This window comes from Ferrovibrio sp. (assembly GCF_964218355.1).
GTDB lineage: Bacteria > Pseudomonadota > Alphaproteobacteria > Ferrovibrionales > Ferrovibrionaceae > Ferrovibrio.
On record NZ_CAXPMC010000003.1, the window covers coordinates 22,706 to 46,674 of the forward strand.

At 69.1% G+C, this 23,969-nt stretch carries 22 protein-coding genes; 18 read left to right on the forward strand and 4 right to left on the reverse strand.

Annotated elements, in window-relative coordinates; translation table 11 throughout:
* Positions 1 to 224 precede the first annotated feature (224 nt).
* The 13 genes from ACEQZY_RS00435 to ACEQZY_RS00495 all read left to right on the forward strand — a co-directional run bounded on the left by ACEQZY_RS00435 (position 225) and on the right by ACEQZY_RS00495 (position 16,236).
* The gene (locus tag ACEQZY_RS00435; RefSeq protein WP_370151540.1) at positions 225 to 2,189 is read left to right on the forward strand and encodes a flagellar hook-length control protein FliK; all 1,965 of its coding nucleotides are present in this window, start codon (positions 225 to 227) and stop codon (positions 2,187 to 2,189) included.
* Between the two features lie 24 nt (positions 2,190 to 2,213).
* Positions 2,214 to 3,308: a FlgD immunoglobulin-like domain containing protein gene (locus tag ACEQZY_RS00440; protein ID WP_370151542.1), complete on the forward strand. Its 1,095-nt coding sequence runs from the start codon at positions 2,214 to 2,216 to the stop codon at positions 3,306 to 3,308.
* A 104-nt stretch (positions 3,309 to 3,412) separates the two neighbouring features.
* Positions 3,413 to 3,727, forward strand: coding sequence for a DUF1153 domain-containing protein (locus tag ACEQZY_RS00445; RefSeq protein WP_341705129.1), 315 nt, complete (start codon positions 3,413 to 3,415; stop codon positions 3,725 to 3,727).
* Positions 3,728 to 3,914: 187 nt separating this feature from the next.
* Positions 3,915 to 5,567 (forward strand): flagellar basal-body MS-ring/collar protein FliF, encoded by a 1,653-nt coding sequence (fliF, locus tag ACEQZY_RS00450; RefSeq protein ID WP_341705128.1) that lies wholly within the window; start codon positions 3,915 to 3,917, stop codon positions 5,565 to 5,567.
* 23 nt (positions 5,568 to 5,590) lie between these two features.
* Positions 5,591 to 6,607, forward strand: coding sequence for a flagellar motor switch protein FliG (fliG, locus tag ACEQZY_RS00455; RefSeq protein WP_341705127.1), 1,017 nt, complete (start codon positions 5,591 to 5,593; stop codon positions 6,605 to 6,607).
* Positions 6,608 to 6,629: 22 nt separating this feature from the next.
* Positions 6,630 to 7,283, forward strand: coding sequence for a hypothetical protein (locus tag ACEQZY_RS00460; RefSeq protein ID WP_370151546.1), 654 nt, complete (start codon positions 6,630 to 6,632; stop codon positions 7,281 to 7,283).
* Positions 7,284 to 7,396: 113 nt separating this feature from the next.
* Positions 7,397 to 7,675, forward strand: a complete 279-nt coding sequence (gene fliN, locus ACEQZY_RS00465) for a flagellar motor switch protein FliN (RefSeq protein ID WP_370151725.1) — start codon at positions 7,397 to 7,399, stop codon at positions 7,673 to 7,675.
* 46 nt (positions 7,676 to 7,721) lie between these two features.
* Positions 7,722 to 9,086, forward strand: a complete 1,365-nt coding sequence (locus tag ACEQZY_RS00470) for a sigma-54-dependent transcriptional regulator (protein ID WP_370151548.1) — start codon at positions 7,722 to 7,724, stop codon at positions 9,084 to 9,086.
* Positions 9,087 to 9,115: 29 nt separating this feature from the next.
* Positions 9,116 to 11,242, forward strand: a complete 2,127-nt coding sequence (gene flhA / locus ACEQZY_RS00475; protein WP_341705651.1) for a flagellar biosynthesis protein FlhA — start codon at positions 9,116 to 9,118, stop codon at positions 11,240 to 11,242.
* Positions 11,243 to 11,256: 14 nt separating this feature from the next.
* Complete coding sequence (locus ACEQZY_RS00480; RefSeq protein ID WP_370151550.1) at positions 11,257 to 12,390, forward strand: hypothetical protein; 1,134 nt, start codon at positions 11,257 to 11,259, stop codon at positions 12,388 to 12,390.
* A complete protein-coding gene (locus ACEQZY_RS00485) occupies positions 12,387 to 13,238 on the forward strand; it encodes a MinD/ParA family protein (protein WP_370151552.1) in 852 nt (283 codons plus the stop codon). Before ACEQZY_RS00480 ends, ACEQZY_RS00485 begins: the two co-directional genes overlap by 4 nt.
* Positions 13,239 to 13,262: 24 nt before the next feature.
* On the forward strand, positions 13,263 to 15,254 hold the full coding sequence (locus tag ACEQZY_RS00490; protein ID WP_370151554.1) for a hypothetical protein: 1,992 nt from the start codon (positions 13,263 to 13,265) through the stop codon (positions 15,252 to 15,254).
* Between the two features lie 58 nt (positions 15,255 to 15,312).
* On the forward strand, positions 15,313 to 16,236 hold the full coding sequence (locus tag ACEQZY_RS00495; RefSeq protein ID WP_370151556.1) for a DMT family transporter: 924 nt from the start codon (positions 15,313 to 15,315) through the stop codon (positions 16,234 to 16,236).
* A 3-nt stretch (positions 16,237 to 16,239) separates the two neighbouring features.
* Here the strand turns inward: ACEQZY_RS00495 and ACEQZY_RS00500 are convergent, their stop codons facing one another.
* The gene (locus ACEQZY_RS00500; protein ID WP_341704879.1) at positions 16,240 to 16,668 is read right to left on the reverse strand and encodes a hypothetical protein; all 429 of its coding nucleotides are present in this window, start codon (positions 16,666 to 16,668) and stop codon (positions 16,240 to 16,242) included.
* 34 nt (positions 16,669 to 16,702) lie between these two features.
* On the reverse strand, positions 16,703 to 18,055 hold the full coding sequence (gene fliI, locus ACEQZY_RS00505) for a flagellar protein export ATPase FliI (protein WP_341704878.1): 1,353 nt from the start codon (positions 18,053 to 18,055) through the stop codon (positions 16,703 to 16,705).
* A gap of 243 nt (positions 18,056 to 18,298) precedes the next feature.
* On the opposite strand from fliI, the gene ctrA reads away from it, so the two are divergent.
* Positions 18,299 to 19,018 carry a response regulator transcription factor CtrA gene (gene ctrA / locus ACEQZY_RS00510; protein ID WP_341704877.1) on the forward strand — a complete coding sequence of 240 codons (720 nt, stop codon included), beginning with the start codon at positions 18,299 to 18,301 and terminating at the stop codon, positions 19,016 to 19,018.
* A gap of 12 nt (positions 19,019 to 19,030) precedes the next feature.
* Positions 19,031 to 19,462: an EamA family transporter gene (locus ACEQZY_RS00515; RefSeq protein WP_370151559.1), complete on the forward strand. Its 432-nt coding sequence runs from the start codon at positions 19,031 to 19,033 to the stop codon at positions 19,460 to 19,462.
* A 12-nt stretch (positions 19,463 to 19,474) separates the two neighbouring features.
* Here the strand turns inward: ACEQZY_RS00515 and ggt are convergent, their stop codons facing one another.
* The gene (gene ggt / locus ACEQZY_RS00520; RefSeq protein ID WP_341704876.1) at positions 19,475 to 21,175 is read right to left on the reverse strand and encodes a gamma-glutamyltransferase; all 1,701 of its coding nucleotides are present in this window, start codon (positions 21,173 to 21,175) and stop codon (positions 19,475 to 19,477) included.
* Between the two features lie 108 nt (positions 21,176 to 21,283).
* Here ggt and ACEQZY_RS00525 point away from each other — a divergent pair, with 108 nt between their 5' ends.
* Together ACEQZY_RS00525 and ACEQZY_RS00530 are read left to right on the forward strand one after the other, a co-directional pair.
* Positions 21,284 to 22,246: a helix-turn-helix domain-containing protein gene (locus ACEQZY_RS00525; RefSeq protein ID WP_370151561.1), complete on the forward strand. Its 963-nt coding sequence runs from the start codon at positions 21,284 to 21,286 to the stop codon at positions 22,244 to 22,246.
* An 81-nt stretch (positions 22,247 to 22,327) separates the two neighbouring features.
* Complete coding sequence (locus tag ACEQZY_RS00530) at positions 22,328 to 23,053, forward strand: alpha/beta hydrolase (protein WP_341704874.1); 726 nt, start codon at positions 22,328 to 22,330, stop codon at positions 23,051 to 23,053.
* On the opposite strand, the gene ACEQZY_RS00535 is transcribed toward ACEQZY_RS00530, so the two are convergent.
* On the reverse strand, positions 23,050 to 23,667 hold the full coding sequence (locus ACEQZY_RS00535; protein WP_370151563.1) for a histidine phosphotransferase family protein: 618 nt from the start codon (positions 23,665 to 23,667) through the stop codon (positions 23,050 to 23,052). The two genes, ACEQZY_RS00530 and ACEQZY_RS00535, sit on opposite strands and share 4 nt — an antisense overlap.
* Before the next feature lie 120 nt (positions 23,668 to 23,787).
* On the opposite strand from ACEQZY_RS00535, the gene ACEQZY_RS00540 reads away from it, so the two are divergent.
* Positions 23,788 to 23,967 carry a DUF3553 domain-containing protein gene (locus ACEQZY_RS00540; RefSeq protein ID WP_370151565.1) on the forward strand — a complete coding sequence of 60 codons (180 nt, stop codon included), beginning with the start codon at positions 23,788 to 23,790 and terminating at the stop codon, positions 23,965 to 23,967.
* Positions 23,968 to 23,969 lie beyond the last annotated feature (2 nt).

A 23,969-nucleotide genomic window follows, 5' to 3' on the forward strand; every position in this document is an offset into this window, starting at 1 on the left:
CGAAAGCGACCGGCAGCAGGGCCGGCAGCAGAGCCGGCCGCGGGCCCGGCAGCCGGGTCGGCAGCCGGGGCGGAACGGGCCGGCAGATTCTGCCGCCCGGCAGCGACGACCCCCGGCCGCCGCCCCGGCGCCGGAAATTAATCTGTTTGAGTTCAATAAGTTAGTTGTGCTCCGGGAGTTGGCCCGGCGCTTGCTTCCATAGGGGGCGAAGAATGAGGTTGTCCATGCAGATCGGTTCGCTCAACAGCACTGTTCCCGCCCCCGGCACCGGTACCGGCAGCGAAGACGCGCCCGGCAGCCGCGCCGAGGAATTCGCCCGCGTGCTGCGCACGGCGTTCTTCGGCAATGCCAGCGCCGCCGGCAGCCGCGCCACCGACCGCATTGCTGCGCCGGCCGCCACGGCGTCCACCTCTGTCCGCAGCGATGCCCAGCCGCGCAATGCGGACAGCCGTCCCGACAGTCGCCCGGCCGACAGCAGCCGCGCCGATACCGCCCCGCGTGGCAATGACAGCCGTCCGGCCGACAGGACCGCGCCGTCGCGCGAAACCGCCAGCCGCCCCGCCGACCGCCCCGAGAACCGTCCGGCCGAGCGCCCGGCCGAGCGTCCGTCCGGCAGGGATGCCGCCGCGCCGCAGGCCGGCAGCGACAAGACCGCCGCCCCGGCCGCAATCCCGGCCGCCGGGCCTGCCGATGTGCCGGCCGATCCGGCTGCCACGGACCAGCCGGCCGAAGATGCCAGGACTGCCGAATCCGCCGCCGCCATTGCGGTGCCGGGCATCGACGTGATCCTCGCCCTGCTGCAGCAGATGGGGCTGGCCGCCCAGGCCGCGGGCCAGGCCGGCGATGCCGCCGCGGCTGCCGCTCCGGCCGCTGCCGGGGCCGCCGCTGCCGCGACGGTCGTTGTCACCGATGCCGACCGGGCTGCCGCGCTCGACCTGCTGGCGGCCATGCAGATGGCCGGCCGTCCGGCCATGACCGGTCCCGACGGCAAGCCGCTGACGCCCGAGGAACTGGCGCAGATGCTGGCCGCCGCCCGCCAGGCGGCTGCCGAAGCCGGCCGCGCCGCCGGCCAGCCGGCCGCCACGCTGCCGGAAATGCTGGCGGCTGCCGCCGGCAAGCCCGATACCGCCATCGCCGCCCTGCTGGCCCAGCATGCGGCACTGAGCGAACAGGATCACGCCGCCATCCGGCAGGCCCTGGCGGCACAGGCCGCGGCCGCCGGACTGCCCGGCGAGCAGGCCGCCGTCCAGCCGCAGCTGGCTGCCGCCGTGCAGCCGGCCGCGAAACAGCCCGTCGTCGCCCAGGGCGACCTGCAGGTCGAGGTGAAGGCCGAAGCCGCCGCCCCGGCCGCGCCGCGGTCGCTGCTGGACCAGTCGTCGCTGCTGGCCGGCCAGCAGAATGGCGGCGACCGGCGTCCGGCCGGCGATGCCGCCCTGCCGCCCGCTGCCCATGATGCCCAGGCCGCCGACGGCCAGCCGCTGCCGGCCGCCGCCCAGCCGGATGCCAAATTCGCCGCCCTGCTGCAGCCGCAGGCCAAGGGTGCCGACGGCCTCGTGCCGCAGGCCGCCGCCGCCGCCCAGTTTGCCGTCGGCCCGTCCGCGGCCGGCCAGCCCGGCGCCAGCCCGGCCCATATCGCCCAGTCTGCCGCCGCCGTGCCCGGCACCCAGCCCGGCCTGACCGCGCCGCAGGCCGCCCAGCAGGCCGCCGCGCAGAATACCGCCCGCAACCTCGCCGCTTTCGTGCCGCCGGGCGAACAGGTGGCGGTGCAGATCAGGCGCGCTGCCAGCGAGGGCATGGACAAGATCTCGATCCGCCTCGATCCGGGCAATCTCGGCAAGGTGGAAGTGCGGATGGAAGTCGGCCATGACGGCCGCCTGACCGCGGTGATCGCCGCCGACAAGCCGGAAACCCTGCAGATGCTGCAGCGCGACGCCCAGCAGCTGGAACAGTCGCTGCGCGATGCCGGCCTGAAGACGGCTTCCGACTCGCTGAACTTCACCCTGCGCGACCAGGGCCAGGCGGCTGACGGCCGCGACGGCCGCGGCGGGCAGGGCAGCCAGGGCCGCGGCTTCCAGCGCGGCCAGGACGGCTATGCCGAGGGCAGTGCCACGGCCGATGCCGCGCAGCTGGCCGCCGCCCGTATCCAGCAGGCCGCTGCCGCCCGCGGCGGTCTCGACATCCGCATCTGACGCGACACCCGAGGGAGCACCCCCATGGTCACCGGCGTATCCGATACCTCCAGCACCGCGAATTCCGCCGCCTCCGCCTCCGGCGTCACGCTGGCGAAGAATTTCGACATGTTCCTCACGCTGCTGACCACGCAGCTGAAGAACCAGGACCCGACCTCGCCGATGGATTCGAAGGAATTCACCCAGCAGCTGGTGCAGTTCAGCCAGGTCGAGCAGTCGATCAACCAGAACAAAAACCTCGAGAAGCTGATCTCGCTGTTCCAGTCGCAGCAGAGCTCGAACCTGGTCAACTACATCGGCAAGCAGATCGACATCGACAGCAATGTCGCCACCCTCAGCAGCAATTCGGCGGCGGTGTGGTATTACGACATGCCGTCGACCGCCTCGGCCGGCGAAATCCGGGTGATCGACAAGAACGGCAAGGTCGTGCACACGGCGCAGCTGGAAAAAACCACCGGCGAGCACAGCTTCGTCTGGAACGGCGCCAGCGGCAGCGCCACCTATCCGCCCGGCGACTACAAGCTGCAGATCGTCGCCAAGGATGCCAAGGGCGACAGCATGACCGTGCCGGTCAAGGTGCGCCAGATCGTCGATGGCGTCGAACGCATCGACGGCACCGACTACCTGACGGTCGGCAACAAGAAATACGAGGCCGCCGACGTGCTGTCGCTACGCGCCGCCCCGGTCGCGCCGGTTGCACCGCAGGATAACGGCTCCTACGTCAACTATATCGGCAAGGAGATCGAGTTCTACGGCGCCAGCACCGTCTACCAGAACGGCGAGGCGGCCTGGAGCTACGGCGTCGGCTCGGGTGCGTCGACGGTCGAGATCAAGGTCTACGATTCGAACAACAACCTCGTCTACCAGACCACCGGCGACGCGGCGAAGGGCCGCCACGATTACGAGTGGGATGGCAGCAAGTCCGACGGCACCACCGCCCAGGCCGGCGAGATCTACAAGATCGAGGTCACCGCCAAGACCGCCGACAACCAGCCGGTCAGCGTCGATGTGCTGTCGCGCGGCAAGGTCGACAGTGTCGCCTTCGAGAATCTGACGGCGATGTTCTCGGTCGGCGGCCTCGGCGTGCCGCCGGGCTGGGTGATGGCGGTGCGCGGCTGAGCACCGCCCGGCAACGCCTGGTTAACCTTCGGATTTAGGGCTTTGTTAAAAGACGGATGAGCAGAATGCAGAACCTTTTCTCCCAGACCCCCGCCAGAGCCAGAATGCTGCCCCCGCAGAGCCCGCAAGCCAGTGTGATCGGTCCGGAGGGGCAGCGCATCACCCGCGACACGCTGCCCTCGCCGAACACCAAGCGCTGGGTGATCCGCCGCAAGGCCGAGGTGGTGGCGGCCGTCCGCGGCGGCCTGCTGACGCTGGAGGAGGCCTGCCAGCGCTATGCGCTGACCACGGAGGAATTCCTGTCCTGGCAGCGGGCGATCGAGCAGCATGGCCTGCCCGGCCTGCGCACCACCCGGCTGCAGGATTACCGCGCCGCGCCGCTGCGCGTGGTGGCGGCCCGCCCGCCCGCCGGCGAATAGCCGGCAGGTCAGGCCCGCCGGCGAATAGCCCGCGGGGTTTCCCCGCCCGTTCCGGCAACGCCCCGGTAGGCAAATTTTGCCGGGGTGTTAACCTCTTTTTCATCCCGCCTTCCTACCCTGCGAGACAGGGCGGGAAGCTCCTGCCCGGTCCTGCGCCTGTGCATGGGGTGAAGCCGTGAACGGAATCATGAACTTGCTGCGGAATATCGGTCCCGCCCGGCTGGCCATGCTTGCGGCGACGGCGGCCGTTCTGGTCGGCTTTTTCGTCTTCCTCGGCATGAAGGTGACGCAGCCCAAGATGGTGCTGCTGTACGGCAACCTCGACCTCGCCGAATCGGGCGAGATCGTCAACCGGCTCGAGGCGCAGCGGATTCCCTACCAGCTCGGCGGCAATGGCGCCCAGATCCTGGTGCCGGAAGACCGCGTGCTGCGCACCCGCATGGTGCTGGCGGAAGCCGGCCTGCCATCCGGCGGCGGCGCCGGCTACGAGCTGTTCGACAAGGCCAATGCCCTGTCGGCCACCAATTTCATGCAGAACCTGAACCAGCTGCGCGCGCTGGAGGGCGAACTCTCCCGCACCATCCGCTCGCTCGACCAGGTGCAGTCCGCCCGTGTCCACCTGGTGCTGCCGCGCCGCGAGGTGTTCAGCCGCGACCAGCGCGAGCCCTCGGCGTCGATCGTGATCAAGACGCGCGGCGGCCGCCTCGACCAGCCGCAGGTGCGCGCCATCCAGAACCTGGTCGCCGCGGCGGTGCCCGACCTGAAGCCCGGTCGCATCGCCGTGGTCGACGACCGCGGCAACCTGCTGGCCGGCACCCAGGAGGAGGCGGATCCCGCCACCGCCACCGCCAACCGGCTGAGCGACATGCGCCGCCAGGCCGAGGAGCGCCTGCGCAAGAATATCGAGACCCTGCTGGAACGCTCGGTCGGCGTCGGCAATGTGCGTGCCGAGGTCACGGTCGAGATGGATTTCGACCGGGTGACCACCAACCAGGAACTGTTCAATCCCGACCAGCAGGTCGTGCGCTCGACCCAGACGGTGAACGAGCAGACCCAGAGCCAGGAAGGCCAGCAGAACGTCACCGTGGCCAACAACCTGCCGGAAGCGCAGGGCCAGGGCGGCAACCAGGCCACCAACAACTCGACCCGCACCGAGGAAGTGGTCAATTACGAGATTTCCAAGACCATCCGCACCCAGGTGCGCGAGGCCGGCGTCATCAAGCGGATTTCCGCCGCCGTTCTGGTCAACAACATCGTGCAGGTCGATGGTCAGGGACAGCGGTCCTATCAGGCCCGCTCGCCCGAGGAGATGCAGCAGCTGACCGCGCTGGTGCGCAACGCCATCGGCTTCGACCAGCAGCGCGGCGACACCACCGAAGTGGTCACCATGCGCTTCGCCGAACCGGGCGACATCCCCGACGAGGTCGATCCCGACAGCCTGCCGGTCTTCCTCGGCCTGACCAAGGCCGACCTGTTCCGCATCGGCGAGATCGCCGGGTATGTCCTGCTCGGCCTGCTGGCCATGCTGCTGGTGGTCCGGCCGATCATCCGCCGCGTGCTGGAGGCCTCGCAGGAGAGCGAAGACGTGCCGCCGGGCATGTTGACCCCGGCCATGCCGGGTGTTCCAATGGTGGTCGGCGGCGCGCCGATTGCCGAACTGCCGGCGGCGCCCGATGCCGGGATGGCCCCGCCCACCCCGGGCATCGAATCGATGATCGACATCGCCCGCATCGAAGGCCAGGTGAAGGCCTCGAGCCTTAAGAAAATCGGCGAAATCGTGGACAAGCATCCCGAGGAAGCCGTTTCGATTATCCGCAACTGGCTCTACCAGGCGGCCTGACGGCCCGGTCCAGGAGTTAGGTCATGGCAGGTGAAAAGGATTTCCGGCAGCTCAAGGGGCCAGACAAGGCCGCTATACTGATGTTAGCCCTGGGCGAGGAGCATTCGTCCAAGATCTGGCCGCTGCTGGACGACGAGGAGATCAAGGAAATCTCCCAGAACATGGCCAATCTCGGCGCGGTGAATTCCGACGTCGTGGAGAAGCTGTTCCTCGAATTCGTCAACAACTTCTCCTCCACCGGGTCGCTGACGGGTACTTTCGACAGCACGGAACGCCTGCTGATGAAGGCGCTGCCGTCGGAACGCGTCAACCAGATCATGGAAGAAATCCGCGGTCCGGCCGGCCGCACCATGTGGGACAAGCTCGCCAACGTGAACGAGAACGTGCTGGCGAACTACCTGAAGAACGAATACCCGCAGACCGTCGCGGTCGTGCTGTCGAAGATCCGTCCGGAACATGCCGCCCGCGTGCTGGCCGCGCTGCCGGAAGAATTCTCGATGGAAGTCGTCATGCGCATGCTGCGCATGGAGGCGGTGCAGAAGGAAGTGCTCGACAAGGTGGAGCAGACCCTGCGTACCGAATTCATGTCGAACCTGGCGCGCACCAACCGCCGCGACGCCCACGAGATGATGGCGGAAATCTTCAACAGCCTCGACCGCAACACGGAAGCCCGATTCCTGGCGGCCCTCGAAGAACGCAGCCGCGATGCCGCCGAGCGCATCAAGGCCCTGATGTTCACCTTCGAGGACCTGATCAAACTGGACCCGTCCGGCGTGCAGACCCTGCTGAAGAGCGTGGAAAAGGACAAGCTGGGCCTGGCGCTGAAGGGTGCCTCGGAAACCCTGCGCGACCTGTTCTTCTCCAACATGTCCGAACGCGCCTCCAAGCTGCTGCGCGAGGAAATGGAATCGCTCGGTCCGGTCCGCCTGAAGGATGTCGACGAAGCGCAGATGCTGATGGTCAACACGGCCAAGGAGCTGGCGGCCAAGGGCGAGATCATGCTGGCCGACAACAAGGGCGAAGACGAACTGATCTACTGAGCGGATGGCGGTGCACGCACCTATGGCAAGCAAGGCGAAATTCCTGTTCGACATGCCCTTCGACGGCAGCCGCCCGAAGGTCGAGCGGAGTTATGCGCCGAAGCCGCCGCCGGCGAAATTCTCCGCCGAGGATGTCGAGGCCGCCAAGGCGGCGGCCTTCGCCGAGGGCGAGGCGGCCGGCCGTGCCGAGGCCTATGCCGAGCATCAGCGCAATCTCGAGGAGGCGCTGCACGGGATCGCCGCCCAGCTCGGGGCGGTGGCGGCAAACAGCGGCCGGGCCCAGCTGGCGGCCCGTGCCGAGGCGGTCGAGGTGGCGGCAGCCGTGGCCCGCAAGCTGGCCGGCCGGCTGCTGGAACAGCAGCCGCTGGCGCAGATCGAGGCGCTGGTGCTGCGCTGCATGGACGACATGCGCGACGAGCCGCGCCTGGTGATCCGTGCGGCAGAAGCGGTGGTGCAGCAGCTGGACCCGAAGGTCGACCAGCTGGTGGCGCAGTCCGGCTTCGGCGGCAAGGTGGCGCTGGTGCCCGACGAGACGCTGGCGGTGACCGACTGCCGGGTCGACTGGGCCGATGGTTCGGCCGAGCGGCGGCAGGCGGCGCTGGAAACGGATGTCGACCAGGCGGTCGAGCGCTATGTGGCGGGTCTGCAGGCCGAGGCGGCGGAACCGCAGCAGTGAAACTGCCGGCAGGGGCTGCGCAGGCAGTGCCGGGCCGGATCAAGGGGTAACGGAATATGGCGGAAGGCGGCGACGATCTCGACCTGAAGGACCTGGGCGAAGACCAGTCCGAGATGGAGATGGAAGATCCCAATGCAGCCCGCACGGCGGCGGATCTGCAGGCGGTCTTCGACATCCCGGTCCATGTCTCGGCGGTGCTGGGCAAGGCCAACATGCAGGTCAGCCAGCTGCTGAAACTGGGCCGCGGCGCGGTGGTGGAACTCGACCGCAAGGTCGGCGAGGCGATCGACATCTATGTGAACAACCGCCTGGTGGCACGTGGCGAGGTGGTGGTGGTGGAAGACCGGCTCGGCGTGACCATGACGGAAATCATCAAGGGCGGCCGCGGCTGAGGCGCGGCACCATGATCGGATCGGATAGAGGGGTCTGGGGCAGATTATGCGGCTGATCATCATCGGGACACTGAACGGGCAGATCGGCGCGGCCACGCGCATCGCGCTGCAGCGCGGTGCCAAGGTCGCCCAGGTGGAGGATATCGAGCAGGCCCTCAGCACCCTGCGTGCCGGCCGCGGCGCCGACCTGGCCCTGATCGATGTCGGCCTCGATGTGAAACGCCTGGTCGACAGCCTGAAGGACGAGCGTTTCAGCCTGCCGGTGGTCGCCTGCGGCATCGGCAACGACGCCCGCGCCGCCGTTGCCGCGATCCGCGCCGGTGCCAAGGAATACCTGCCGCTGCCGCCCGAGCCGGACCTGATCGCCGCGGTGCTGGAGGCGGTGGCCGAGGACGGCCACCAGATGCTGTTCCGCGATCCGGCCATGGCCCAGGTGGTCAAGCTGGCCGAGCAGATCGCGCCCAGCGGTGCCTCGGTGCTGATCACCGGCGAAAGCGGCACCGGCAAGGAGGTGATGGCGAGCCATATCCACCGCAAGTCGCCGCGCGCCGACCGGCCCTTCGTTTCGGTGAACTGCGCCGCCATTCCGGACACGCTGCTGGAATCCGAGCTGTTCGGCCACGAGAAGGGCGCCTTCACCGGCGCCGTGGCCCGCCGCATCGGCAAGTTCGAGGAGGCCAATGGCGGCACCCTGCTGCTGGATGAAATCACCGAGATGGATATCCGCCTGCAGGCCAAGCTGCTGCGGGCGATCCAGGAACGGGTGATCGACCGCATCGGCGGCTCGAAGCCGGTCAAGGTCGATATCCGCGTGATCGCCACCTCGAACCGCAACCTGACCGAGGAGGTGGCGAAAGGCACCTTCCGCGAGGACCTGCTGTTCCGCCTCAATGTGGTGAACCTGAAATTGCCGCCGCTGCGCCAGCGGCCGGCCGATATCGAGATGCTGGCCGTGCATTTCGTCAAGAAATATGCGGAAGCCAATGGTGTCGCCGAGCGTCCGCTCAGCCCGGCCTGCATCGAGGCTTTGCGCAAGGCGCCGTGGCGCGGCAACGTGCGCGAGTTGGAAAACACCATGCACCGTTCGGTGCTGCTGGCAACGGGGCCGCAGATCGAGGTCGAGGATGTGCGCCTGCCCGACGGTTCGGCGCTGGCCGATGCGACCGGCCGGCCGGCCGGCGAGGCGGCGGGAGCCGGCGCGGCGACCGGCGGCAACCTGGTCGGCCGCACCGTCGCCGATGTCGAGCGCGACCTGATCATCGACACGCTGAAGCATTGCCTGGGCAACCGCACCCATGCCGCCAACATCCTCGGCATCTCGATCCGCACCCTGCGCAACAAGCTGAAGCAGTATTCCGACGAGGGCCTCGCGGTCCCCGCCGCAACCGAAGGCAGCCGGGCCACGGCATGATGGCCGCGGCCCCGGGAATGGAGTGAAGGATGGCGGACAACGCATCGGCTGACGCACCGGCCGGCGCCCCGGCAGGAGCCGGCGGGCCCGACCTGCTGAGTCGCATGCGCGGTCTCAGCCGGCATGGCGACATCATGCTCGCGCTGGGCGTGATGGCGATCCTGTCGGTGCTGATCCTGCCGATGCCGACCTGGCTGCTGGATATCACGCTGGCGGTGTCGATCAGTGCGGCCGTGCTGGTGATGATGACCTGCCTGTTCATCACCCGGCCGCTGGAATTCAGTTCCTTCCCCACCGTGCTGCTGATCACCACCATGCTGCGGCTGTCGCTGAATCTCGCCTCGACCCGGCTGATTCTCGGCAACGGTCATGAAGGCACCGATGCCGCCGGCCATGTGATCGAGGCCTTCGGCCAGTTCGTCATGGGCGGCAACCTGGTGATCGGCATCATCGTGTTCGCCATCCTCGTGCTGGTGAATTTCGTGGTCATCACCAAGGGTTCCGGCCGCATCGCGGAAGTCTCCGCCCGCTTCACCCTCGATGCCATGCCCGGCAAGCAGATGGCGATCGACGCCGACCTCTCGGCCGGCCTGATCGACGAGGCCAGCGCGCGGGTGCGGCGCAAGGAGCTGGAGGATGAATCGAGCTTCTTCGGCTCGATGGACGGCGCCTCGAAATTCGTCCGCGGCGATGCCGTCGCCGGCCTGCTGATCACTTTCATCAACCTGATCGGCGGCATCCTGATCGGCGTGCTGCAGAACGGCCTGACCTTCGCCCAGGCGATCAACACCTATTCGATCCTGACCGTCGGCGACGGCCTGGTATCGCAGATTCCGGCGCTGATCATTTCGGTGGCGGCCGGCATCATGGTCTCGAAGGGCGGTGTCACCGGCTCGACCGACAAGGCGCTGTCGGCCCAGCTGTCCTCGGTCAAGGGACTGGGCATGGCGGGTTTCCTGTCGCTGTGCTTCGCGCTGATCCCGGGCATGCCCTTCCTGCCCTTCATCATCCTGGCTTTCGTGACCGGCGGGCTGGCCTGGCTGGCCTGGCAGCAGCAGAAGAAGGCCGCCGCCGCCGCCTTCGTGCCGCCGCCGCCGCCACCGCCGCCGCCCAATCCGCTGGACGAGCCGGTCACCAACGCGCTGGCCATCGACGATCTGCGTCTCGAACTTGGCTTCAGCCTGCTGCCGCTGATCAACGATGCGCGCGGCTACCGCCTGACCGACCAGATCAAGGCGCTGCGCCGCCAGATCGCCATCGACATGGGCTTCATCATGCCCAGCGTGCGCATCCTCGACAACATGCAGCTGCCCGGCACCACCTATGTGGTGCGGGTCAAGGAGGTCGAGGCGGCGCGCGGCGAGGTGCGGCCGAATGCCCTGCTGGTGATGGATCCGCGCGGCGAGCGGATCGCGCTGCAGGGCGAGGAAACCATCGAGCCGACCTTCGGCCTGCCGGCCATGTGGGTCGACGAGAGCCTGCGCGACGAGGCGATGTTCCGCGGCTATACCGTGGTCGATCCCGGCACGGTGATCACCACCCACCTGACCGAGGTGGTCAAGGACAACATGGCCGACCTGCTCAGCTTCGCCGAGACCCAGAAGCTGATCGACGAGCTGAAGAAGACCAACGAGAAGCTGGTCACCGAGGTGATCCCGACCCGCATCAACGTCAACGGCATCCAGCGCGTGCTGCAGAATCTTCTGGCCGAGCGCGTCTCGATCCGCGATTTCGCCACCATCCTCGAGGCGATTGCCGAGGCCAGCGGCTATACCCAGAGCATCACCCAGATCACCGAGCATGTGCGCTCGCGCCTGGCCCGCCAGATTTCCAACGCCCATGTCAGCCCCGACGGCTACATCCCGCTGGTGACGCTGTCGCCGCAATGGGAGCAGAATTTCGCCGAGGCGCTGATCGGCCAGGGCGAGGATCGCCAGCTCAGCATGCAGCCGTCGCGGCTGCAGGACTTCATCGCCCAGGTGCGGCAGACCTTCGAGCGTCTGGCCGGCGAGGGGCATATCCCGGTGCTGCTGACCAGCCCGACCATCCGGCCCTATGTGCGTTCGATCATCGAACGCTTCCGGCCGGCCACCGTGGTGATGTCGCAGCAGGAAATCCATCCGAAGGCCAAGCTTCGGACGGTGGCACAGATCTGAAGGCGGCCTGATCCATGCGGATGAAAACCTTCCAGGCGGCGACGATGAGCGAGGCGATGGGCCTCGTGCGCGACACGCTGGGCGAGGATGCGATCATCATTTCGACCGCCACCCACCGTGATGGCCGCGGGGTCGAGATCACGGCGGCGGTCGAGCAGCATGTCGAGGACGATTTTGCCACCGACGAGGCACGGGCGCTGCGCTATGGCGAGGGCGACGGGCGGCTGTTCGTGCCGCAGGAGGATTTCGCCGATCTCGATCCGGCCCAGCTCGGCGCACTGGTCGGCGATTCGCTGTCCTGGCACGGCGTGCCGGCCCGCATCGCCGAACGGCTGATGCAGGCGGCACTGCAGGTCGGGCTCGACGATGCGGTCGGCGCGCTGGCCGAGGCACTGGATGAAAGCTACCGTTTTCCCGGCCTTGGCCCGGATAACCGGCCGCTGATTCTGATCGGGCCGCCGGGCAGCGGCAAAAGCGTGGCCGCGGCCAAGATCGCCGCCCGCTGCGTGATGGACCGCCGGCCGGTGCAGGTGATCTCCACCGACCGCAGCCGTGCTGCCGCCGGCGAGCAGCTGGCGGCGCTGTGCCGGGTGATGAACGCACCCTTCACCGAAACCGCCGATGCCCGCGACCTTGCCGCCACCATCGACCAGACCGCGCCGGATGCGCGGCTGGTGATCGACACGGCCGGCATCAACCTGCATGCCGCCGGCGAGCGTCGTGGCCTGCTGCAGCTGATCGAGGCGTCGGGCGCCGAGCCGGTGATGGTGCTGGCGGCCGGGACCGACGCGATGGAGGCCGGCGAACTGGCGGCGCAGGCGGCGGCGCTCGGCGCCCGCCGTGTCATCGCCACCCGCCTCGATGCCGCGCGGCGGCTGGGCGCCCTGGTTGCCGCCGCCGAACTGGGCGGCCTGGCCTTTGCCGATGCCGGCGCCAGCCCGTTTGTCGGGCGTGGCTTCGAACGGCTCGATGCCCTGGCCCTGGCCCATCGCCTGCTGGCCGATCCGGATGCGGTCATGGCCGGCGAAGACCCGGTGGCCGAACTCAATCCCGTGGCGCCGGCCGGCCGTGCCGCCGCCCGATCCGCCGACCGGTCCGCCGACCGGCCCATTGTTTCCCGTTCCCCGTCCTTCAGGGCTGCCGAATGACCATGACCGCCACGCTGCCGCCTGCTCCCCCCGCCAATCAGCCGCCTGCCCAGCCAGGCCGGCCGATGCGCCATCCGGCCGCTGCGCTGAAGCAGCCGAACATCATCGCCATCGCGTCGGGCAAGGGCGGTGTCGGCAAGACCTGGCTGTCGGTCACGCTGGCGCACTGCTTCGCCCGCCAGGGCCAGCGCGTGCTGCTGTTCGACGGCGATATCGGGCTGGCGAATGTCGACATCCAGCTCGGCCTGATGCCCGACCGCGATCTCGGCAGCGTGATTGCCGGCCGCTTCAGCCTGGCCGATGCGATCATGCCCTCCGAGGCCGGTTTCGACATCATCGCCGGCAAGTCGGGTTCGGCGTCGCTGGCGACGCTGGACGGCCCCGCGCTGACCGATCTGCGCGACCAGCTGGTGCAGCTGGCGCGCTCCTACGACAAGCTTATCATCGATCTGGGTGCCGGCGTCGATGCGGTGGTGCGCACCTTCTCGGCGGCGGCCGGGGTCACCCTGGTGGTGACCAACGACGAACCGACCGCCCTGACCGATGCCTATGCCTTCATCAAGCTGGCGCGCATGGCCGACCGCAATGCCGATGTGCGGGTGGTGATCAACATCGCGCCGACCGCCCGCGAGGGCGAGCGCACCCATGCCAAGCTGGCCAAGGCATCGGAAAACTTCCTGAAATACGTGCCGCCGCTGGCCGGCGTGGTCCGCCGCGACGACAAGGTGCGCGATGCCATCCGCAACCAGGTGCCGCTGCTGACCCGGCATCCGATGTGCGAGGCGGCCGAGGATGTCGAGGCCCTGGCTGGCCATCTGGCGCGGGCGAGCCAGTCGGCACAGCCCTGACCCGCCGGCCGGGAGCATGATCGCGTGAGCGATATCGGTCCCGTTCCGCCGCCGCTGCCGGCCCCGACGCCGACACCCGCCACGGGCGGAGGCAATGCGGCACCGGCAACACCGGTGCCGGCCGGCAATCAGCAGGGCGGCAACCAGCAGGGCGGCACGCAGACCGGCACGGGCCAGGCAGGAACCGGCCAGACAGGAGCCGGCCAGGCGGGCACCGCGCCAGGCGGCAGTTCACCGGCCGCATCGCCGCCGCCGGGCGGCGGTTCCGGCAGCAGCACCTCCGCACCGCAGAGCGTGCTGCAGGGCGAGGCGACTAGGGTATCCGACAGCCTGCGCGATCTGGCCCGCGGCAGCCAGCTGCAGGCCCAGGTGGTCGCCCGCGACGGAACCACGGCACTGGTACGCACGGCTTCGGGCACCACCCTGGCCCTGCCCAGTTTTGCCAGCATTCTCGAACAGAAAAACATCGCGGTGCTGAATGCCGCGCTGACCATCCAGCTCAATGCCGCCAATCCGCAGCAGGCCACGGTGACCGCCGTCAACGGCACCGCGCTGCAGCCGCCGGTCGCCGCGCTGGCCCAGCCGCCGACCGCGGCGCAGCTGCAGCTGGCCGCCGCGCCGCCGCCGCCGGCCGCCGCCGCGCCGCCGGTCCTGCCCGGCCCCGGCCAGCCGGTCAGCGGAACGGTGATCCCGCAGCCGGTGCTGCCATCTGCCGGCGGTGTGCCGCCGGCCCCGGTGCCGGCCCTGCCGCCGGGCAGCCAGCTGCAGCTGGTGGTGCAGACGGTCACGCCGCCCGGCCAGCAGACGCCGCCGGCGGCACCGCCGGTGCCGGGCATGCCGGCCGCAACCCAGCCGCCGCCGGGCGCCACGCCGGCCACGGCGCCAGCCGGGACGCCAGCCACGGCGCCGGCTGCCGCTGGCGGCGCATCCGCCACTGCCGCATCGGCCGGCGCGGCATCCGTCCCGCCGCCTGCTTCCGTCGTCATGCCGGCCTCGGTGGTGCCGCGGTCGCCGGCGGCCGTGCTGGTGCCACCACCACCACCGGCCGCCGCGCCGCAGCCACCGGCACAGCCACCGGCCGCGGCTGTCACCGGTGCCAGGTCCATGCCGCTGCCGCAGGCTGCCGCGGCGCTGCCGGTATCCGCCGCCACCCTGCCGGGGCTTCTGGCCGGGGTGGTCACCGGCCGCAATCAAGCCGGCCAGACCCTGCTGTCGACGCCGCAGGGGCTGCTGGCGCTCAACCTGCCGCAGGCCCTGCCGGCCGGCAGCCAGGTGACGCTGGAGCTGGCGGCGCTGGTGCGGCCGCCGGCACCGCCGGCAACCGCGCTCGGCCCGGTGCCGCCGGCCGGAATCTTCAGCCGCCTGCAGGGCCAGTGGCCGGTGCTGCAGCAGACGCTGGACGCGATCCGCGCCGCCGATCCGGCGCTGGCCCAGCGCCTGCAGACCGAGCTGATGCCGCAGCCGAATGCGCGGCTGGCCGCCACCGCCCTGCAGTTCATGGCGGCCGCCGCAGCCGGCAGTGCCCAGGCCTGGCTGGGTGCCGAAGCGGTGCGCAAGCTGGAACAGCATGGCCATGCCGATCTGCTGCGCCAGCTCGACGACGATTTCCGCGATCTCGGCCGCCTCAACCAGCGGCAGGGCGGCAATGACTGGCAGGCGCTGGTGATGCCGATGCTGATCGGTGGCCGGGTCGAGCCGATCGAGATTTTCATGCGCCGCCGCCGCGACCCCAAGCGGCAGCACGCCCAGACCCGTTTCATCATCGACTTCAATCTCGACAGCACCGGCCCGATCCAGTTCGACGGGTTCGTCAGCGTGAAGCAGCTCGACCTGATCCTGCGTTCGGAAAGCGAATTCGGTCCGGCCTTCCGTCTCGACGTGACGGCCATCTTCACCGAGGCGCTGGAGGTGACCGGCATGGCCGGCTCGATCCGTTTCCACAGCGGCGAGAAGCCGCTCGACTGGCCGAGCCCGGAGCTGGAGGCGCATGGTCCCAGCACCGAGGTGAAGGTCTGAATTGCCGCGCAGGAAACGGGACGCCCTCCGCCGGCCGGCCTGCTAGAAAGCCCGTATCGTGACACCCGTTCCGCAGATATCCGGCCCGCATATGACCGGCCGTGCCTGGCTGCTGCTGCTTGCCCTCTCGGTGCTGTGGGGCGGGTCGTTCTTTTTCGTCGGCGTGGCCGTGCACGAGCTGCCGCCGCTGACCATTGCCGCCAGCCGCGTCGGCCTCGCGGCGCTGGCGCTGCTGGCGGTGCTGCGCCTGTCCGGCGTGGCGCTGCCGCGCGATCCGCTGGTCTGGCGGGCCTTCCTGGTCATGGGCCTGCTGAACAACGTGATCCCGTTCAGCCTGATCATCTGGGCACAGGGCCAGATCCCCAGCGGGCTGGCCTCGATCCTCAATGCCACCACGCCGATCTCGACCGCGCTGGTCGCCCATGCCTTCACGACGGACGAGAAACTGACGCCGAACCGCGCGGCCGGCGTGCTGCTCGGTCTTGCCGGTGTCGTCATCCTGCTCGGGCCGGATCTGCTGGCCGGGCTTGGCGGCAATGTCATGGCGCAGGGAGCGGTGCTGGTGGCGACGGTCTCCTATGCCTGCGCCGCCACCTTCGGCCGGCGCTTCCGCCGCCTGGGCGTGCCGCCGCTGGCCACGGCGTCCGGCCAGCTGCTGGGGTCGAGCGCCATCCTGCTGCCGCTGGTCCTGCTGGCCGAACGGTCATGGCTGCTGCCGCTGCCCTCGCTGCCGGTGCTGGCGGCGCTACTGGCACTGGCGCTGGTCTCGACGGCGCTTGCCTACGTGATCTTCTTCCGGGTGATGGCGCAGGCCGGCAGCAACGTCAATCTCGTCACCCTGCTGGTGCCGGTCAGTGCCATCCTGCTGGGCGTGCTGGTGCTGGGCGAGGCCTTGTCCCTGCGCCATTTCGCCGGCATGGCGGTGATCGCGCTGGGGCTGGCGGCGATCGACGGGCGGGCTCTGCGGCTGCTGCGACGCTGAAGGTCAGCCCGGCATGTTGTCCGGGCGCTCCTGGCGGCGGATGAAGCCCTGCAGGCCGGCCTCGTCCATCTCGGCCTGCTCGCGGCGCTCCTGCTTCTGGCGCTCGCGGCGTTCCCAGTTCTCTTTCACCAGCTCGTATTTCTTCAGTTCGCGGAAGGCGGCGTTGACCTCTTCCTGGGCCGCGGCGATGCGGTCCTGCACTTCCTCGCGCGATACGATCAGGTTGGCATGGCGCTCGCGGTTGTTCTTGCGGTAGGCCGTGAAGCCGTAGCTGGCCTCGTAATGCTGGGTGGCGACCTTGCGCTCGGTTTCCAGCTCGTGGTCCAGTTTCTCCATCTGCCGTTCGAGATTGGCGCGCAGGATTTCGAGATCGACGACGACGCGCCGCCGCTCGTCGAGGCGCCATTTCCACAGCCGGATCAGTCCGTCCACGCCACGCATCGTTCAGGCCTGCCGCCTCTGCTGTCTACTGGGCCGCCGCGCGGGCGGCATCGCTTTCGGTGAAAATCTCCGCCAGCCGCTCGTAGCCCGAGGAAAGATCGGCACGCTCGGCCTTCTGCTGGCGCAGGAAATCCTCCAGCAGGGGCTGGTAGCGGATCGCCTCGTCGACCTTGGGGTCCGAACCGCTGCGATAGGCACCGAGCCGGATCAGCTCGGCCATGTCCTCGTAGGTTGCCATCAGCTGGCGCGCCCGGCTGACCAGCAGGTTTTCATCCTCGGTGTTGCAGCCGGGCATGGTGCGGGAAATGGAGCGCAGGATATTGATGGCGGGGTAACGCCCGCGTTCGGCGATGCCGCGTTCCATCACGATATGCCCATCGAGAATGCCGCGGGTGGCATCGGCGATCGGTTCGTTATGGTCGTCGCCGTCGACCAGCACGGTGAACAGCCCGGTGATGCTGCCATCGCCGGTACCCGGCCCGGCGCGTTCCAGCAGGCGCGGCAGTTCGGCAAAGGTGGTTGGCGGGTAGCCCTTGGTGGTCGGCGGCTCGCCGCCCGACAGGCCGATCTCGCGCTGGGCCATGGCGAAGCGGGTGACCGAATCCATCAGGCACAGCACCTGCAGGCCCTGGTCACGGAAGAACTCCGCCACCGCCAGGGTCATGTAGGCGGCCTGGCGGCGCACCAGCGCCGGCTCGTCCGAGGTCGCCACCACGATCACCGTGCGGGCCAGCCCCGCCTTGCCGAGATCGTCCTCGATGAATTCCTGCACCTCGCGGCCGCGCTCGCCGATCAGGCCGACCACGTTGACATCGGCCTCGGTATAGCGCGCCATCATCGACAGCAGCACGGATTTGCCGACGCCCGAGCCGGCGAAGATGCCCATGCGCTGGCCGCGGCAGCAGGAGATGAAGGTGTTGATCGAGCGGATGCCGAGATCGATCTTCTTGCCGACCCGCTTGCGGGTATTGGCCGGCGGCGGGCTGGCACGCAGGGGATAGGGCGCGGCGCCGTTCTGCAGGGGCAGGCCGCCATCCAGCGGCCGGCCCAGGCCGTCGATCACCCGGCCGAGCCAGCTTTCTGCCGGATAGACCACCGGCTGGTCTTCCGCGACGGTGACCCGGCAGCCGAGCCCGACGCCTTCCAGCGAGCCATAGGGCATCAGCAGGGCGCGGTTCTGGCGGAAGCCGACCACCTCGCATTCCACCTCGCGCTGGTCGCGGGTGGCGACATGGACGCGCGAGCCGATGGAGAGGTGGCGCTCGACCCCGGCAATCTCGACCAGCAGGCCCTGGATCGAGGTGACCCGGCCGGAAAAACTGACATCCCGGATCCGGTCCAGGTCCATCAGCAGGCTGTGGGGCTGCAGGCTGTGCATGGGTCGGGCGGGCCTCCTGGCCGGCGCGGGCGGCGGAAAACGAGGGCACAGGGTAAAGGTTAAAGGCTTAACTGCCGGTAAAACCGACAAAAAGTTGTTTTCCGGCAGTGAATACCCGCCAGTCTAGCATAAATGCCGGCTTTCCACCCCGGCCGCCGGGCCGCCTGTGGAAGAATTCGTTAACTTCGTTTGTTAACGATGGTAAATTATGGCGAATCGGGAACCGTACCGATGGGGGGTGCCATGCGTGTACTGCTGATCGAAGATGATGCCGCGATGGCCAAGAGCATCGAGATGATGCTCGGCCAGGAAGGCTTCAACGTCTATCGCACCGAATACGGCGAAGAGGGGCTCGACCTCGGCAAGCTGTATGACTACGACATCATCGTGCTCGACCTGAACCTGCCCGACATGCACGGCTATGACGTGCTGAAAAAGCTGCGGGCGGCCAAGGTGGATACGCCGATCCTGATCCTCTCGGGGATGGGCGAGCCGGACAAGAAGGTGAAGGGCCTCGGCTTCGGCGCCGACGACTACCTGACCAAGCCGTTCAACAAGGACGAGCTGGTCGCCCGCATCAACGCCATCGTGCGCCGGGCGAAAGGCCATTCCCAGTCGGTGATCCAGACCGGCAAGCTGACCGTCAACCTCGACGCCAAGTCGGTCGAGGTGGAAGGCGGCCGCCTGCATCTGACCGGCAAGGAATACGCCATGCTGGAGCTGCTCAGCCTGCGCAAGGGCACGACCCTGACCAAGGAGATGTTCCTCAACCATCTCTATGGCGGCATGGACGAGCCGGAGCTGAAGATCATCGACGTCTTCATCTGCAAGCTGCGCAAGAAGATCGCCTCGGCCACCGACGGCGACAATTACATCGAGACGGTCTGGGGCCGCGGCTATGTGCTGCGCGACCAGGTCGAGCCGGTCGCCGCCACCGCCAAGCGGGCCGCCGGCGCGCGGTAAGCGCTTCCTGTCATGAAATCCCTGCTCGCCCAGTGGCAGGTCTGGGCGCTGCTGTCGGCCGGCTTTGCGGCGCTGACGGCGATCTTCGCCAAGATTGGCGTGCAGGACGTGGCCTCGGATTTCGCCACCTTCATCCGCACGGTTGTCATCCTCGTGCTGGCGGGCGTGGTGCTGTTTGCCACCGGCCAGTGGCAGGCGCCAGGCAGCGTGCCGGGGCGCACCTGGCTGTATCTGCTGCTGTCCGGTCTGGCCACCGGGGCCTCGTGGCTGTGCTATTTCCGCGCGCTGAAGCTGGGCGATGCCGCCCGCGTCGCCCCCGTCGACAAGCTCAGCGTCGTGTTCGTCGCCGTCTTCGGCGCATTGCTGCTGGGCGAGAAGCTGTCCCTGCTCAACTGGCTGGGGGTCGCGCTGATCACCGGCGGCGCCATTCTGGTGGCGCTGTAACCTGCCGCAGGCCTAGCGCCGCGCTTCCGGCCAGAAGCGCACGCCCCTGCGGGCCAGCCCGCCGCCCAGCCCGATGGGGGTGCCGTCGGCGCGCCAGCAGGCCGCGCCGGTCAGGCTGCCGTCCGCGTTGAAGCGGATCGCGTTCATGCCGCCGCCGATCACCGGCACCGGCAGCATGTCATGGCCGCGGGCGGCCAGCTGGCCGCGCAGGGCCTCGCCGTAGCCATCCTCGATTTCCAGCTTCTGCCCCTGCGTCCACAGACGCGGCGCTTCCACGGCCTCCTGCAGATCCATGCCATGGTCGATCAGGTTGACCACGGCCTGCATGGCCGAGCCGAAGATGCGCAGGCCACCGGGCAGGCCGAGCGCAAAAGCAGGCTGGCCGTCCTTCAGGATGATGGTCGGCGCCATCGAGGTGGTGACACGCTTGCCGGCGGCCACCGACTGCGCCTTGCCCGGATGCGGATCGAACAGGAACATGTAGTTGTTGGGCACGATGCCGGTATCGGGCAGGATGAAGCGGGCACCGAACAGCGAGTTGATGGTCTGTGTCGTCGCCACCACGTTGCCCTCGCGGTCGGCCACGGTGACATGGGTGGTGTTGGCGGATTCGCCGGCGCCCGGCGTCACCCCGGCCGACCAGGCCTGTGCGCGGTCCATGGCGATCTGTGCCCGCCGCTCGGCCGCATAGTCTTTCGAGATCAGCGTCTGCACCGGCACCGGCACGAAAGCCGGGTCGGCGGTGGCGGCGGCGCGGTCGGCGAAGGCGATCTTCAGCACTTCGGCCAGCAGATGCGCCGCGTCGGCCGAGCCGAAGCCCAGTGCCGCGATATCGTGGCCCTCGAGGATGTTCAGCATCTGCAGCACGTGCACGCCGCCCGACGAGGGCGGCGGCGGGCCGACGATCTCGAAGCCGCGATAGGGCCCGCGCACCGGATCGCGTTCGATGGTGCGGTAGTCTTTCAGGTCGTCCAGCGTGACCAGCCCGCCGGCGGCCTCCAGGCTGTCGACGACCCAGCGGCCGAGCGCGCCGCCATACAGGGTGTCGGGCCCGTCGGCGGCGATGCGGCGCAGGGTGGCGGCGTAGTCCGCCTGCACCAGCCGCGATCCGGCCGGCAGCGGCTTGCCGCCAGGCAGGTAGAGTTTCGCGATTTCCCCGTCGCGCAGCATGTCCTGCGCGCTGTCGGTGATGCATTCGGTCAGATACGGCGTGATGGCGAAGCCGCGGGAGGCATGGCGGATCGCCGGCTCCATCACGTCGGCCAGCGGCAGCCGGCCGAAGCGGCTGACCGCTTCGCACCAGCCCTTCAGCGTGCCTGGCACGGCGACGGCCTTCGCGCCGACGGCATTCTCGCGGCCTTCGGTTTCGAGATAGTCGGGGCCGGGGGTGTCGCTGACCGGCCGGTAGGTGGTGTCGCGCGCCGCCGCCGGCGCCATGGCCTGGCCGTCGATCACGGTGTGGCGGCCATCGGCCAGCCGGATATGGGCCATGCCGCCGCCGAAGATGCCCACCATCATAGGTTCGACCACGGTGAGCGTGAACAGGGCGGCGATGGCGGCGTCCACCGCATTGCCGCCGGCCGCCAGCATCTCGGCGCCGGCCGCCGAGGCCAGCGGGTGGTTGCTGACCACTATGCCGCCGGCGGCGCTGGCGGATGTCTTCTCGCAGGTGAAACGGACGGCGGCGCGGCTGCGCCAGGCGGCTTCGGTCATGACGTCTCCTCACGATACGGAGCAAGCATGGCGTCCGCTGGCGACGGCGGCAAGACACAGACCAAAGCGGTTGCGGCGGCGCGGCAGAGTCGGCACGGGAGGAATGTCATGCCGGCAGCCGAACAGGCGTCCCGCATCTGGTCGACCGAGACAGCGGCGCCAGCCGAGGGGCTGAGCTACTGGGTCGATGCGATCTGCGAGGCTTTTCTGGAGATGAAGGCCGACAGCACCCGGCGCGAGGGGTTCCGCGGCCGGCTGGCGCAGCATGATTTCGGCCCGGTCGACCTGAATTTCGTCACCGCCGATGCGCAGCAGGTCTGGCGCACCCGCCGGGCCGCCGCCGGCAGTGCGCGGGAGAATTTCTACCTGCTGCAGATGCGCCGCGGCCGCCTGCAGGTGGCCCAGCAGGGCCGCGAGGTCTGGCTGCAGCCGGGCGACTGCGCCCTGGTCGACAGCCGCCAGCCCTACGGCTTCGACTTTCCCGCCGATTTCGACTGCCTGTCGGTGCAGATACCGGCCGGCTGGCTGCGCACCTGGCTGCCGGCGCCGGAACGGCTGACGGCCATGTCGCTAGGCGCGGCATCCGGCTGGGGGGCCACGCTCTGCAGCCTCGCCGCCAACCTGCGGCCGGAAGCCGTGGAGGGCATGGCGCTGCCACGCGACATCGTGGCTGGCCAGCTGGGCGCCCTGCTGGCGCTGGCCGGCGGGCATGACGTGACGGCGGGCAGCGCGCACCGGCAGGCACTGCTGGACCGTCTGCGCGCCGGGCTGCGCGACCGCCTGCATGAAAGCGACCTCGACCCCGCTGCCCTCGCCGCCCAGCACGGCCTGTCGAAGCGCTACCTGCATGCCCTGTTCGCCGCGGCCGGCAGCAGCTTTGGTGCCGAGCTGGTGGAACAGCGGCTTGTCCGTGCCGCCGCATTGCTGGCCGACCGGCGTTTCGCGGCCCTGAGCATTGCCGAGATCGCCTGGCGCTGCGGCTTTGCCGAACCGAGCCATTTCGCCCGCCGTTTCCGTGCCCGCCACGGACTGCCGCCGGCCGCCTGGCGCCAGCTGCGCCTGCACGGATAGGCGCCTTTTCATGCGCTGACGGACGCGCGCGGGTGACGCATGCGACCTATCCTCGCCGGAAAATATCCGGAGGAGGAAGCGATGGGCTACACATTCGTTCTGGTACATGGCTCCTGGCACGACAACAGCGCCTGGGCGCCGGTGATCGCGCGGCTCGAGGAACTGGGCCACAGGGCCTTCGCGCCGACCGTGGCGGGCCACGAACCCGGCGGCAACAAGGGAGTCAGCCATGCCGACTGCGTCGCCTCGGTGGTCGATTACATCGCCCGGAAAGACCTGAAGGATTTCGTGCTGGTCGGCCACAGCTTCGGCGGCACCGTGATCCAGCCGGTGGCCGAGCAGCTGGCCGCACGTATCCGCCGCCTGGTCTTCTGGAATGCCTTCGTGCTGCAGGACGGCGAAAGCCTCGAAGACAACGTGCCGCCGCATTACAAGGCGCTGTTCGCGCAGATCGCCCAGCCCGATGGCGGCGTGATGCTGCCCTATCCGATCTGGCGCGATGCCTTCATCAACGATGCCGATGGCGACCTGGCGAAGCAGGCTTACGACACGCTGTCGCCCACACCGCGGCGCAGCCATACCGACAAGGTGCCGCTGAAGACGTTCTTCTCGCTGGAGATACCGAAAAGCTACCTGAACTGCACGGAAGACACGGCCCTGCCGCCGGGCGCCGATTTCGGCTGGCACCCGCGGATGTCGTCGCGGCTGGGGCTGTACCGGCTGGTGCAGATGCCGGGCAGCCACGAGGTGATCTTCACCAATCCCCGGCTGCTGGCCGAAAAGCTGGTCGAGGCCGGCCGCGACTAGGCGGACAGGACAAGCGCGATCTCGGTCTCGCCGGTCTGCACGGCAACACGGCAGCCGGCAAGGCTGGCCAGCCGCAGCGCGTAGCGGGCCAGCGCCGCCTGCGGCTCGCGCGGCCAGTCGCCGCCGGCGAGGGCCGCGGTAACCGGTTCGGGCCAGCGCAGCATCGGCCCGCGGCCGGCGATGCGCCAGCCGCTGCCGTCACGGGTCAGCGCGAGATCGCCGCCCCGGGCCAGGGCCTGCGTCGCCAGCGCCAGCAGCAGCAGCAGGGCCTTGCCCAGCGGCTTGGCGATTTCGCCAGCCTCGACCGGCAGGCTGACCGCCACCTTGCCGCCGGCAAAATAGGCCTGCGCCACGCGGGCAAGGTCGGCCAGCGCCATCGGCTCGTCCATGCTGCCCGATGCACCCAGTGCGTGGCGGAAAAAGGCGAGGCGGCGGGCCGCGTCGCTGCCCGACTGCGCGATCAGGCCGATGGCCTCGTCGCGCATGGCCGGATCGGTTTCCTCGGCCAGCAGCTCGATGCCGTTGTTGACCGCGCCGACGGCGCCGGCGAGATCGTGGCACAGCCGCGAGCAGATCAATGCGACCAGATCGAGTGTCTCGGCATCGGCGGCCATGGCAGGTCTCCCGGGTGGCACGGTGGCGGCTGGGCGCCATCGCGGGTAAGATGATCCTGTCTAAAACGGCGGGCGTCCCGGATCAACCGGGCCGTGCCGGCCCTGTGGCAAGCGGAGATCATGCAGGCACCCTATGCACCCGGCGACTGGGTGGAACACCCTTTCCATCCCGACTGGGGTGCCGGTCAGGTCCAGTCGGCAATCGGACCGCGGGTCACTGTCAATTTTCCCCATGTCGGCAAGCAGCTGATCAATACCGACCAGGTGCCGCTGCGTCCGGTTGCGCCACCCGAGGGCTGATG

Bases quoted from the DNA above. Each gene is read 5' to 3' on its own strand.
- ACEQZY_RS00435 (WP_370151540.1), top strand. From the start codon at position 225: ATGCAGATCGGTTCGCTCAACAGCACTGTTCCCGCCCCCGGCACCGGT.
- ACEQZY_RS00440 (WP_370151542.1), top strand. From the start codon at position 2,214: ATGGTCACCGGCGTATCCGATACCTCCAGCACCGCGAATTCCGCCGCC.
- ACEQZY_RS00445 (WP_341705129.1), top strand. From the start codon at position 3,413: ATGCTGCCCCCGCAGAGCCCGCAAGCCAGTGTGATCGGTCCGGAGGGG.
- fliF (WP_341705128.1), top strand. From the start codon at position 3,915: ATGAACTTGCTGCGGAATATCGGTCCCGCCCGGCTGGCCATGCTTGCG.
- fliG (WP_341705127.1), top strand. From the start codon at position 5,591: ATGGCAGGTGAAAAGGATTTCCGGCAGCTCAAGGGGCCAGACAAGGCC.
- ACEQZY_RS00460 (WP_370151546.1), top strand. From the start codon at position 6,630: ATGGCAAGCAAGGCGAAATTCCTGTTCGACATGCCCTTCGACGGCAGC.
- fliN (WP_370151725.1), top strand. From the start codon at position 7,397: ATGGAGATGGAAGATCCCAATGCAGCCCGCACGGCGGCGGATCTGCAG.
- ACEQZY_RS00470 (WP_370151548.1), top strand. From the start codon at position 7,722: ATGCGGCTGATCATCATCGGGACACTGAACGGGCAGATCGGCGCGGCC.
- flhA (WP_341705651.1), top strand. From the start codon at position 9,116: ATGGCGGACAACGCATCGGCTGACGCACCGGCCGGCGCCCCGGCAGGA.
- ACEQZY_RS00480 (WP_370151550.1), top strand. From the start codon at position 11,257: ATGCGGATGAAAACCTTCCAGGCGGCGACGATGAGCGAGGCGATGGGC.
- ACEQZY_RS00485 (WP_370151552.1), top strand. From the start codon at position 12,387: ATGACCATGACCGCCACGCTGCCGCCTGCTCCCCCCGCCAATCAGCCG.
- fliI (WP_341704878.1), bottom strand. From the start codon at position 18,055: ATGCACAGCCTGCAGCCCCACAGCCTGCTGATGGACCTGGACCGGATC.
- ctrA (WP_341704877.1), top strand. From the start codon at position 18,299: ATGCGTGTACTGCTGATCGAAGATGATGCCGCGATGGCCAAGAGCATC.
- ACEQZY_RS00515 (WP_370151559.1), top strand. From the start codon at position 19,031: ATGAAATCCCTGCTCGCCCAGTGGCAGGTCTGGGCGCTGCTGTCGGCC.
- ggt (WP_341704876.1), bottom strand. From the start codon at position 21,175: ATGACCGAAGCCGCCTGGCGCAGCCGCGCCGCCGTCCGTTTCACCTGC.
- ACEQZY_RS00525 (WP_370151561.1), top strand. From the start codon at position 21,284: ATGCCGGCAGCCGAACAGGCGTCCCGCATCTGGTCGACCGAGACAGCG.
- ACEQZY_RS00530 (WP_341704874.1), top strand. From the start codon at position 22,328: ATGGGCTACACATTCGTTCTGGTACATGGCTCCTGGCACGACAACAGC.
- ACEQZY_RS00535 (WP_370151563.1), bottom strand. From the start codon at position 23,667: ATGGCCGCCGATGCCGAGACACTCGATCTGGTCGCATTGATCTGCTCG.
- ACEQZY_RS00540 (WP_370151565.1), top strand. From the start codon at position 23,788: ATGCAGGCACCCTATGCACCCGGCGACTGGGTGGAACACCCTTTCCAT.